General features: G+C 35.8%; 9 protein-coding genes. 6 read left to right on the top strand and 3 right to left on the bottom strand.

What is annotated here, in order from left to right; all coding sequences use genetic code 11:
* Position 1: 1 nt before the first annotated feature.
* The 3 genes from ACZ5QH_RS08700 to ACZ5QH_RS08710 form a co-directional block, all read right to left on the bottom strand.
* Complete coding sequence (locus tag ACZ5QH_RS08700) at positions 2 to 1,453, bottom strand: sensor domain-containing diguanylate cyclase (protein ID WP_105712947.1); 1,452 nt, start codon at positions 1,451 to 1,453, stop codon at positions 2 to 4.
* A gap of 187 nt (positions 1,454 to 1,640) precedes the next feature.
* Positions 1,641 to 3,053: a GGDEF domain-containing protein gene (locus tag ACZ5QH_RS08705; RefSeq protein ID WP_314339201.1), complete on the bottom strand. Its 1,413-nt coding sequence runs from the start codon at positions 3,051 to 3,053 to the stop codon at positions 1,641 to 1,643.
* A 99-nt stretch (positions 3,054 to 3,152) separates the two neighbouring features.
* Complete coding sequence (locus tag ACZ5QH_RS08710; protein ID WP_004721311.1) at positions 3,153 to 3,932, bottom strand: A1S_2505 family phage non-structural protein; 780 nt, start codon at positions 3,930 to 3,932, stop codon at positions 3,153 to 3,155.
* A 177-nt stretch (positions 3,933 to 4,109) separates the two neighbouring features.
* Here ACZ5QH_RS08710 and uvrB point away from each other — a divergent pair, with 177 nt between their 5' ends.
* From uvrB to ACZ5QH_RS08740, 6 genes are all read left to right on the top strand, one after another.
* Positions 4,110 to 6,131 (top strand): excinuclease ABC subunit UvrB, encoded by a 2,022-nt coding sequence (uvrB, locus tag ACZ5QH_RS08715; protein ID WP_034613705.1) that lies wholly within the window; start codon positions 4,110 to 4,112, stop codon positions 6,129 to 6,131.
* 137 nt (positions 6,132 to 6,268) lie between these two features.
* Entirely contained in the window at positions 6,269 to 6,859 is a 591-nt protein-coding gene (locus ACZ5QH_RS08720) for a lipocalin family protein (protein WP_239045892.1), read from the top strand.
* A 144-nt stretch (positions 6,860 to 7,003) separates the two neighbouring features.
* On the top strand, positions 7,004 to 7,933 hold the full coding sequence (rarD, locus tag ACZ5QH_RS08725) for an EamA family transporter RarD (protein ID WP_151802600.1): 930 nt from the start codon (positions 7,004 to 7,006) through the stop codon (positions 7,931 to 7,933).
* A gap of 112 nt (positions 7,934 to 8,045) precedes the next feature.
* The gene (locus ACZ5QH_RS08730) at positions 8,046 to 9,746 is read left to right on the top strand and encodes a hypothetical protein (protein ID WP_303577012.1); all 1,701 of its coding nucleotides are present in this window, start codon (positions 8,046 to 8,048) and stop codon (positions 9,744 to 9,746) included.
* A gap of 354 nt (positions 9,747 to 10,100) precedes the next feature.
* Complete coding sequence (locus ACZ5QH_RS08735) at positions 10,101 to 11,558, top strand: glyceraldehyde-3-phosphate dehydrogenase (RefSeq protein ID WP_096733847.1); 1,458 nt, start codon at positions 10,101 to 10,103, stop codon at positions 11,556 to 11,558.
* Positions 11,559 to 11,706: 148 nt separating this feature from the next.
* A complete protein-coding gene (locus ACZ5QH_RS08740; RefSeq protein WP_303577013.1) occupies positions 11,707 to 12,168 on the top strand; it encodes a hypothetical protein in 462 nt (153 codons plus the stop codon).
* Positions 12,169 to 12,211: the final 43 nt, after the last annotated feature.

Raw genomic sequence — 12,211 nt, forward strand, 5'->3', positions numbered from 1 at the left:
ATTAAGCACTACCATTTAACATTTCCGTGACATATTCATAATAATTTTTTTTCTTTTGATACATCAATAAATCTGCACGTTTCAACATATTGTCTATACTTTCATTTGCAGATGTTGTTGCATAACCAATGGCAATACTAATAGGCTGTGACGAATAATATTGATTGTCGATATTGAGTAATTCTTCAATGGTCATAATCATCGATTCGACGGTCTGTTCATTTGCCGCAGGCATAAGAATCACAAACTCATCTCCACCAATACGAGAAGCGGTATAACTTGTATTGGCAATGGTACGAGTCAGAATGTTGCCCATCCGTCGCAGTAATTCATCACCAACATCATGACCCAACTGATCATTGATGGCTTTTAAACCGTTCATATCAATAAAAATAGCTGAAGTCGGACGCAGTACACCACGCTCTAAACGATTAATTTCCTCTGTATAGAACGAACGATTAAATAATTTAGTCAGAACATCATGTTTCCCCAGATATTCCAAATACGTTTCTGCTTTTTTCCGTGCAGTAATATCAGTCAATGCAACTTGTACTAGACTCCAGTCATGTTCATAACCCGGGAAAACAGTAAATTGAAGCAATACATTTCGTACTGAACCATCCAATGCATAATTTACAGCTTCACGTTGATGATGAATTTTCCCATTCCAGAGTTCAATCAGTTGCTCACGGAAAGTTTGATACATCTCTTTTGCAAATACTTTGTTTAAGTTTTTAAACAGGGTTTCTTTGTCTTTGGCTTTAAATAAATCAAGGGTTGCTTGATTGACATCCAATAAGATGATGTCTTCGATACACTGGTTTACAAAGTCGGTATGCACATCTAAGAAGGTGCGAAAATCTTCGATACCAATTTCACGGAGTTGATCTATACGGAGTCTTACACGGCTAAAATCTTCAACCCACAATGAAGTCGGCGAGTAAATAAAGCGAGATTCTGCCAATTGGCGATTTTTTTCTTCTAAACGGCGCGCATTCTGATAGTCCGTAATATCTTCAGTGGTGATTAAAACCCGGTCTAAACTGACTTCTGAACCCGGCATGATGATACCGCGTAATTTGATATCTAATTTTTTCCCCGAAATCGTGTAATTGACGGTGGTGTTTGAAAATTCAGCTTCTCCATTCCAAAGTGCAACCAGCTCTTTGATATGTGAGTGCAGCATTTCTTTCTGAAAAATAATATTTAAGTTCTGATACAGGTGTTGCTGATTTCTGGCTTCAAATAAATCTAAGGTTTTTTTATTGACATGTAGAATCTTAATTTTATGTGCGCAAGCCGTAATCTGATCTGGATTTTCTTCTAAAAAGCTTTGAAGATTTGTGATTCCTTGGCCTTTCCACTGATTAAATTGTTCTCTTACTTCGCTATAGTCCTCTATCCACATTGGGGTAGGTGATATATCAAAAATAGAAGAATCAGAAAATTCCATTATAAGATTCTCGTGTGTTGAGCGGTGATCTAGAATGTTTGAAATATATCCTAAAAAAGAGCGATATAAAATAATAAAATCTAAGTTATTTATTACTTATTGTATTTTATGATCGCTGGTTATCCTTTCATTGGATTTACTTTGATGTTGTTTATTTTTAATTAATTTCTTTAATTCTTAAAAGGCATTAATCCGTATTTAATAAATAATATGCTTGCTTATCTTGATACATAATTTGATCTGCTTTTTTTAATAACTCATCAATATTTTTATAATGGCTTGTTGTCGCATAACCAATCGCCACATGAATTGGATGTTGAGGATTGTTCACTCGATCTATCTCTAATTCTTGTTGAATGATCTTCAGTAATGTTTCTATATGCAGATGATTTGATTCAGGCATAAGAATCACAAATTCATCACCCCCAATGCGTGAAACAGAATAAGGTGTTTTGATGGTGGATTTTTTTAACAGGTGTGCAAAACGTTGAATCAGTAAGTCGCCTACATGGTGTCCCTGTAAATCATTCACTCTTTTTAAACCATTGATGTCTAAATACATACATGAAAGTGAATTAAATTTTTGCGATTGTAAGCGTTGAATTTCACCGATAAAAAATGTTCGATTATATAACTGCGTTAATTGATCATGTTTACTGGCATGTTGCAGGTGATCTTCTAATTTTTTTCGTTCCGTTAAATCGGTAAAGGCAATTTGCACGGTATCCCAGTTATGTTTTGAATCTGGGAAAATAACAAACTGTTCGAGTACATGCAGCAAATCTCCATTGATTGACTGGTATTCACATTCTCGTTTAAGTTGATGATGATTATTCCATAAGTGTAATAATTGTTTGTGAAAATTTTGTTGATAATTCTCTCTAAAAATATGATTTAAATGCTGATAAAAATGTTGTTCATTGTCGGCATTAAATAAGTCCAGTAAAGCTTGATTTACACCCACTGATCGGATGCTTTCAAAACAAAGAAATAGAAAATCTGGATTTTGCTGAATATATTGATCTAAGTCCGTGACATTATTCGCTACTAATTGATTAAATAATGATTTTATTTTGCTGTAGTCTTTGACCCAGAGGGCAGTGGGCGAATGCAAAAATAGGGATTCTGCAATCCGACGTGCATTTTGACACTGAGAGATATCTTCCGTGGTTAATAAAACTCGATCCCAGCTTTGTTTGGCATCCGTTAAAATATTGGCTCTGAGTTGGATATCAATTTTTTTGCCTTTACAGCTAAGATTGACCACTTGAATTGAGCAATCTGTTTCTTTATTCCAAAGCGCTGAAAAAAATTGGATATGTAAGAGTTCAGTATTTTCTGTATGCATTTCTGGAAATTTTTCTAAAATCTCCGCTAAATCATGCGCTTCATATAAAACCAGTGTGCTTTTATTGATATGAATGGTTCGAATCGCCGCCAAACAGGGTTTTAAACGGTTGGTATCTTCCAATAGATGTTGCTTAATATCGGGAATACCTTGCGCAGTCCATTCATCAAATATTTTTTTTATACCACTAAAATCTTGTAGCCACATGGCAATTGGAGACAAATCAAATATTGTTAAATCCATTTGCTCCATATATTTTCCAATTTCTCTTTTATTAATTTAATCTTAACTATATAACATAAGTAAAAACTTAACATAAATAGTTGTTCAATTAAAAATAATCAAAGCATTTTACTTTTTAGCCCGATGTTCTGCTTTTGGTGCAGCAATAGTACGCTGACCAGTCCATACTGCAATAAAGTCTGTTTCATTTAAATTATAAAGTTCTAAAAGCGCTAAAATAGCCCCTCCAAAAATCATTGAACCTTCTGAATTAGACTGAAATTCAAATATTTTTCCATTTAAATTGTGCAGTATATCTTGTATTTCAAAAATACGATCTCGACCATTACTGTCGTTAGGATACATTGGCGTATTGAGAATAATCGTAGCAAGGCTTTTTTCAGCTTCAGTTAAATCTAAGCTTTGAATCTTTTGCTCTATATCTGAACTAAATATGACGTCATCAGTTAAAAAACTATGCAGTAATTTTTGCGTGAGCTTAGGCAAGGTTTTTTCTACAAATGGACGGAATGAAGCAGGGAAGATCACATTGCGTGAAATACCTTTAAACATCGGCGCGATTTCTTCGACTTTATAGCCTGCAACACCACAACCCACCGACGTAATAAAATATTTCATCTTCGGGTGATTTTTTGTATAAATTTTAAAATCATCAATATAGTGTTGAATTTGCGAAAGTGGCATTTGTTGTAAATGTTCATTCATGGTCGGTATAGCAAAACTTTGTCCTGCCCAGCCACGTCCAACACCTTTGGTTGCGCCAAAATGTAAATGTGCTGTTTTTGCCGCACCGCCTTGATGAGTGCCCGCCATATTACTACCAAAAACAAACACAGTATCTTCTGGCAAAGTTTTGATTATGCTTTCATCATGATAGTGATATGTCATGTTTTTCAATCTTTTAATTGGCTTGTTTCCATGTTGCTATTGAAATAAAAAAGGGTCAAGGTATTTGTTGAATATTGTGTAAAAAGCCCCATCTAGAATAGGTGTCAATGTATGGGTTTAATTGGTTTCTGTTAAACTACTGTGGCTTCTTCCCGATTGGTTAAAGAGTGAATTATTGTGAGTGAACATCAACCTTTTGAACTTGTTACAAATTATCAACCTGCTGGGGATCAACCACAGGCAATAGCAAAATTAGTCGAAGGCATAAATAAAGGTTTTCACGACCAACTTCTACTCGGTGTAACGGGTTCAGGGAAAACCTATACCATGGCAAATGTGATTGCACAAACGCAACGTCCAACCATTGTCATGGCACATAACAAGACCCTCGCTGCACAATTATATGGCGAATTTAAAGCATTTTTCCCAAACAATGCAGTTGAATACTTCGTCAGTTATTATGACTATTATCAACCTGAAGCTTATGTACCCTCTTCGGATACTTTTATTGAAAAAGATTCAGCAATCAATGATCACATTGACCAGATGCGTCTCTCTGCTACGCGTGCTTTATTAGAACGTCGTGATGCCATTATTGTCGCTTCAGTATCCGCGATCTATGGTTTGGGTGATCCCAATGCTTATATGAGTATGTTATTGCATATTGTACAAGGGGATAGAATTAGTCGTGATGACATTATTCGTAGACTTGTTGAAATGCAATATACCCGTAATGAGCTGGAATTTTTACGCGGTACCTATCGTATTCGTGGCGAAATTATCGATATTTTCCCTGCTGAATCGGACCAACATGCAGTTCGGGTTGAGTTGTTTGATGATGAAGTTGATTCAATTCGATGGTTTGATCCAATTACTGGGAAAATGGTACGTAAAGCACCACGTATAACAATCTACCCAAAAAGTCATTATGTAACGCCAAAAGACAATTTACAGCGTGCAATTGGAACGATTCGCGATGAATTGGCTGACCGTTTAGTGTTCTTTAAAGAACATGAAAAACTCCTTGAAGCACAACGGATCGAACAACGGACCCGTTATGATTTAGAAATGATGCAACAATTGGGTTATACCAATGGCATTGAAAACTACTCACGTCATTTATCTGGTCGTCCAGCAGGTGAAGCACCTCCGACATTATTTGACTATATCCCAGATGATGCGTTACTGATTATTGATGAATCGCATGTGACTGTTCCACAAATTGGGGCAATGTATAAAGGTGACCGTTCACGTAAAGAAAACTTGGTCAATTATGGTTTCCGTTTACCTAGTGCATTGGATAACCGTCCGATGAAATTTGAGGAATGGGAGCGTATTGTTCCAACCACTATTTATGTCAGTGCAACACCTGCGAAATACGAACTGGAAAAATCTGAACAAGTTGCAGAGCAGGTAGTACGTCCAACTGGATTAGTCGATCCAGAAATTGAAATACGTCCTGTATTGACTCAAGTGGATGATGTGCTTTCAGAAATTAATATCCGTAAAGAACTCGATGAACGTGTTTTAGTCACCACCTTAACCAAACGTATGGCAGAGGACTTAACTTCATATTTAAAAGAATATGGGGTGAAGGTGGCTTATTTACATTCAGATATTGATACCGTTGAGCGTGTCAAAATTATTCACGAATTACGAACAGGGGTACATGATGTTCTGGTCGGGATTAACTTGTTGCGTGAAGGTCTGGATATGCCAGAAGTATCGTTGGTTGCCATTCTTGACGCAGATAAAGAAGGTTTTCTTCGTTCTGAACGCTCATTGATCCAAACCATTGGTCGTGCTGCTCGTCATTTAAAAGGTAAGGCGATTCTATATGCTGACCGTATAACTGATTCGATGCAGAAAGCCATAGATGAAACTGATCGTCGTCGGGCCAAACAAATTCAATTTAATGAAGAGCATGGCATTATTCCGCGCAGTGCTGTACGTCAAGCAATTAAAGAAATTGATACTGGTGAAGTGATCAGTGATGATGAAATTGAAGCAGGTATAAGTGACCAGCATCAGGCGTTAACTGCGGATGAACGTCACATTTTATCTGATCCAAAACTCTTTACGAAGCACATTAGCAAGCTTGAAAAAGAAATGCTAAAAGCATCTAAAGAGTTACAATTTGAACAAGCTGCGCGATTACGTGACGAAATTGTGCGTTTAAAAACCAGAATGTTAAAGTAATTGTCTCTTTGTGGGATGATTACACTTTGGTACTTGCTGTAGCTTTAGTTTGAACAAGGATACATAAAGCTACAGTCTAAGTTTAAATTTCTGATTATTTTATAATAAATAGTAAAAAGTAATGCTGAGGGTATAAGGTGCAATTATTCAAAATATTACCCAATTCTTATGACTTTAAAAAATTAATAATCGTATTCGGGGTGGTTTTTTCCAGCTTTTTTTATCCAAAAGTCTATGCGGAAAATTCGACTTTAGCTGCGATTCCAAAATTGGAATTGGGTCAATATTTAGGGCTATGGTATGAAATCGCCCGTAAACCAATGTATTTTCAAAAAGATTGTAAGTCAGATGTGACTGCACGATATACCGTGAATGAATATGGCAATGTTGCAGTTGATAATCGATGTGTAGATCAAAATGGACAAGAATTACGTTCATTGGGTGAAGCATTTATCAGTAATGAGCCATTTAATTCAAAATTTAAAGTGAGTTTTATTCCAGAAGCGATTCGTTGGATGCCCGTGGGCCGTGGTGATTATTGGGTATTAAAAATTGATTCAAACTATCAAATGGCTTTGGTGGGAGAACCGAAGCGAAAATATTTGTGGTTGCTGTCTAGAGACCCTCATCCAGATGAAACAAAAGTAACTGAATTTCTTCGTTATGCACAGACTGTTGGTTTTAACTTAAAAGATCTGATACGAACCAAGCAGAACGCGCAAGAATAATCAGAAATTTAAGCCGATATATTTTGAATATTTCGATATTTGCAAATCTTGAGTTTGGAAAAATAATTGAATATTCAAATTAATTTTGGGTGAAGATGTTTATAATGCCTAAGAATTTATTTGAAAATCACCGTGAGGCGACAGATGTTTAAGGGCGTCGTATTGTCTGTATTGGCATCTGTAACATTTGGGGTTTTATACTTTTATACCAAATTGCTGGGCGATCTAGATAGTCAACAAACCTTTGGTTGGCGGATTATTGCCACTTTACCGTTCCTGACCTTATTTATGTTATTGAGCGGTGATTTTGTTCATGTCAAAACCATTTACCGTCGAATGGTCAAACAACCTGCTTTATTACTATTATTGATCATTACTTCTATCTTGACCTGTTTCCAACTCTGGCTTTTCCTTTGGGGGCCGATGAATGGGCGGGGCTTACAAGTATCGCTTGGATATTTTCTTTTACCCTTGGTTCTCGTCCTTGCTGGTAGCATTTTTTATAAAGAGAAATTATCAAAATTCCAGATGGTTGCCGTTGCTTTTGCGGTTCTTGGGGTAGGGCACGAATTATGGCGTTTGGGCAGTATTGCATGGGAAACCCTCAGTGTTGCATTGGGCTATTCGCTTTATTTTCTGGTTCGAAAAACCATTAAAACCGATAATTTAGGTGGCTTTTGGTGGGATATTTTAATTTGTATTCCCATCGCAATTTATTTCACTCAAACCGGATTGGATGCATATAGCAAATTTGCTGATGCACCCGTTTTAATCGTTGTGGTTGCAGGGCTTGGAATACTGAGTGCAATTGGTTTAGGAAGCTATATTTTAGCGAGTCGTCATTTGCCGATGGTCTTATTTGGATTGTTAAGTTATTTAGAACCTGTTTTGTTGGCCTTAGCATCCTTGGCGTTGGGTGAATCTATTTCAGCAGATGAATGGTTTACCTATATTCCAATTTGGTGTGCTGTGGGGGTTTTGGTATTGGAAGGGATTTGGCATCTCTATCAACAAAACAATAAACGGAAAAACTTAGCCTTGAATATCGAGAAATTAGACGAAAGAATCGGTTAAGCAAAAGAAAATAAATTGATAATTGTTGGACTATAATTTTTAAAAGTGTTAAATTTATCTCATTAATCCATGTTTTAATTTGGTTTTTAAGTAGAAAAACGCTGAATATATTATGAACACAACAATAATTCCCTATCAAACACGGGCAACCTTATTGCAATTAGAGCCTAGTACCGATTTAAACTGGGAACAGGTTTTGTGTGATGTTTTTGATGAAGCCAATATCGAAGTACGTGAAGAAATTGAGCGTCAAATTTTAAGACCGAAAGAAATTCAATGGAACAAAGGCAATAACAGCTTCGAATTTAAAATCACAAATTCATTAGAAAATTTAAAATATAGCTTTGAAAATGAGCGAATGCGTTCCATTGCAACCAAATTGAGCAACTCAATCAATTGGTTAAAAAATATTACAGATAGTATTCAGATCGCAGACTATTTAGAAAATGCGTTGTATCAAATTGATTTGATTTCGGTGGATGATCATCTAAATTTGCAGCGAGAGAAATTACTGATTCGCCGTGTTTTTTTACAAGATGTGGCGAAATTGATCCGCACAATAAATATTGAAGCGCCAGCAGGTATCCGTAACTTAACTTCTGATCAAATTAAATGTTTTATTATTGAAGTGTTTATTAAACAACAATTATTGGGCTATTGGTTTAAGCCCTTATTGACCAAATCATCTGAGTTAATGAAACGTCCTTTTTTTAAGTATTTTATTTTAAGAGAACAACGGATTCGTAAGTTTGATATTGTTAAAACCTCTGAATTTATCTATTTAATTGCACCGATTGAAAATTTTGAACAGAATCCTTATTCAATTCGGCGTTTTTTGTTTGAAGAAAATATTGAATATAAAAATCAGGTCTATGTAACGGGTTTGGTACTTGATACCGATCAAATGAGTGAAAGTGAATATCGAGATAGCACAGATCTTTTAATTCAAAAAATGGTCACAATTCAGCATCAAGTTCATAGAGATGTGATTGAAATTGTGCAAGAATTTGAGGATTTTACAGAAAATAAACTCTTGCCATTTTTAATGGAACCACTTGGAATGGTGGGGAAAAATAGTGATATGGTTGCACAAAATCATATCAAAACCATTGAACAATTGCTCACGGCCAATATATTGATGCCGTTAAGAAATGCGGTTAAAAGCGATTTATCACATATTGAAGAATTTGAATATTTGTTTATGAGTGTGCATCGAATATTTTCTGAAATTTTATCGCATTATCGTGACTTTAAAGAACAACCTGCATTATTTTTTAATTCTCATGTACAACTGTTTGAATATCGTTTGTTGGCTTATCTAAAGCTGTTGGAAAAGCGTAAAGATGAAATTTTTATTCCAATGAGCCCGCGAGAGTGGCAAGTCATGCATGAACGTTCTCAACAACCGATTAGAAAACTTCAAGAAATTATCGCTGAGCAAGTGAAAGATTATAGGGCTTTAGACAGCTATGTTAAGCAATTAAAGAATGAACAACATGAAGTAGAAGGCTCACTGTTAAAAAAAATGATCAAAGGCGGGAAAGTTGAAAAGGATATTGTTCAAGCAAACCATGCCGCAATGTTGATAAAAAAACAAACCTATTTAGAGGTATTAACTGTTCCTAAAGGTTTAGCAAAGTATAGTGTATTTATTGAGTTTGAAAGCCTGACTTCAATGAGTGAATTGGAGCGCCATTATGCATTTCCTTCAGGGGACAATGGCATTATTCGCTTTCCTTATTTAATGAAGCTGCCTGAAAATTTAGCTGATTTTGATTTGGAAGAGTTTAATGCGTCGATTAATGATGATTAAAGCGCGTGTTAGGGGCTGAGTAGAAAGCTCAGACTGAGCGCGATAATGGGGTACTTAACGATGCAACATCAGCTTTATTTTTGTTTTTGTCTGGTTTAACTTTGTACTTATCTACTTTATTTTTCCAGTTCCGCTGGTAAAGTCAATATCAATACTAAAATTCTACATAGATGCAAAAAACTAAAATGGCTGAAATATTGTTTAGAGATCAAGGCATAATTTAAAATAAAATACCCAGTATGACAAAATATTATAAAAATGTATCACGATTTGATTTCAACTAAATGAGAATTACATTACAATTATGGGGTTTAAAAATCCATGTCTAGATATACATAAATAGAGGACGTATCTGTGAGCAAAGACACTATCATCGCCCTACATGCAGAGCACCAAGGTCGCTGGAAAAACCGTGAAGAAATCGCGGAACGTATGATTGCATTAATCGGTCAATTATACCGTGAAAAAAACATTGTGACTTCTGTGTACGGTCGTTCTTTAGTGAACCGTTCAGTAATTCAAATCCTTAAAGCGCACCGTCGTACACGTATGATGGATGTTGAGCTTTCTGTTGTACATACTTTCCCTATTTTAGAAGCTTTAGCGAAATTAGATAATATCGGTTCTGCTGAAGTTGATTTAGGTAAACTTGCAGTTGAATATAAAGAAAAGGGTGGGGATATTGATGCATTTGTTGCTCAAGCTGTTCAATCTTTAGATGGTCGTCCTGCGCAAGTTGAGCCTAAAGATGTTGTTCTTTATGGTTTTGGTCGTATTGGCCGTATTTTAGCGCGTTTAATCATTAGCCAATCAGGTCTTGGCCGTGGTTTAAGCCTTAAAGCGATCGTTGTACGTAAATCATCTGATGGTGATTTAGAAAAACGTGCTTCATTGTTACGTCGTGACTCAATTCATGGTCCATTTGCAGGAACAATTTCTGTTGATGAGCAAAATGAAGCAATCATTGCAAATGGTAACTTTATCAAAGTGATCTATGCGTCTAGCCCTGCTGAAGTTGATTACACAGCTTATGGTATCGACAATGCACTAGTGATTGATAACACAGGTAAATGGCGTGATATCGATGGTTTATCTCAACATCTTAAATGCCCTGGCGTAAGTCGTGTTGTGCTTACAGCGCCTGGTAAAGGTGACATGAAGAATGTCGTGTTTGGTGTTAACCAAGCGGACATCATTGATTCAGACAAAATCATTTCTGCTGCAAGCTGTACCACTAACGCGATCACACCAGTTTTAAAAGTGTTAGAAGACAAATACAAAGTGATCAACGGTCATGTGGAAACTGTTCACTCATTTACAAATGACCAGAACTTGATTGATAACTATCACAAAGCAGATCGCCGTGGCCGTGCTGCAACACTGAATATGGTTATTACAGAAACAGGTGCTGCAAAAGCTGTTGCGAAAGCATTACCTCAGTTACAAGGTAAATTAACAGGTAATTCAGTACGTGTTCCAACACCAAACGTTTCACTTGCTATTCTTAACTTAACACTTGAGAAAGAAGTAGATCGTGAAGAAGTGAATGAATATATTCGTCAAATCTCGATCAACTCTAACCTTCAAGGTCAAATTGGCTATACCAACTCTACAGAAGTTGTATCGTCTGACTTTATTGGTTCGCGTACAGCGGGTGTATTTGATGCACAAGCAACAATTACTTCTGGTAACCGCTTAACAGCTTACGTTTGGTACGATAACGAAGTTGGTTATAGCTGCCAAGTATTGCGTATCGCTGAACAAGTATGTGGCGTAAGCTATCCGAAAGTACCGGCTGAAACAAATGCATAATTTGTCATAGTCGTCGAAAAGGAGCTTCAAATGAAGCTCCTTTTTTTATATTCAAAATTGATGATATATGGTTAAATTCAAATGAAAATTAGTATTTGTCTCAGCAATTCGACTAAAAACATTTGATTAAGAAATTAGAGAAAATAAAATGAAAACAAAAATCTTATGCATCATGATGTTATTTACTTGTTTTGCTACACATGCCAAATCCCTAGAATTACGTCCTTTATTAAAAGATCGTTTTGAACAAAACTGTGCAATTCGGCAGCAATATGATTTTCATAATGAAAATACAGAACTGATTGCACCACTTGAACACTATACGATTGATGTAAAATATGTGGATAAACAGGTTTATGAGTCAACCACTTATAAATTAAAAAATGTCACTTATGCTGGCATTCCTATTCGCAAAATAGAATTTAGTTTTGGTCGTCCAGCGCAACAATACAATGAATATTTATATTTTGATCTGAGTACTACAGCAGCAAAGCAGCGATTTAAAACTTTAAAATTCAATCAAAATCATGAAAAAGGCGATGTGAGTGTTGAGTATAAAAATAATACAGCAATTGTGCAGTGCTATTGGTTAGCTGAATTTTCGAAATAATCCGTAGATTAAATATCAATTGTTTATTAATTAAACAAAATTC

It is taken from the genome of Acinetobacter sp. Ac8, assembly GCF_055392545.1.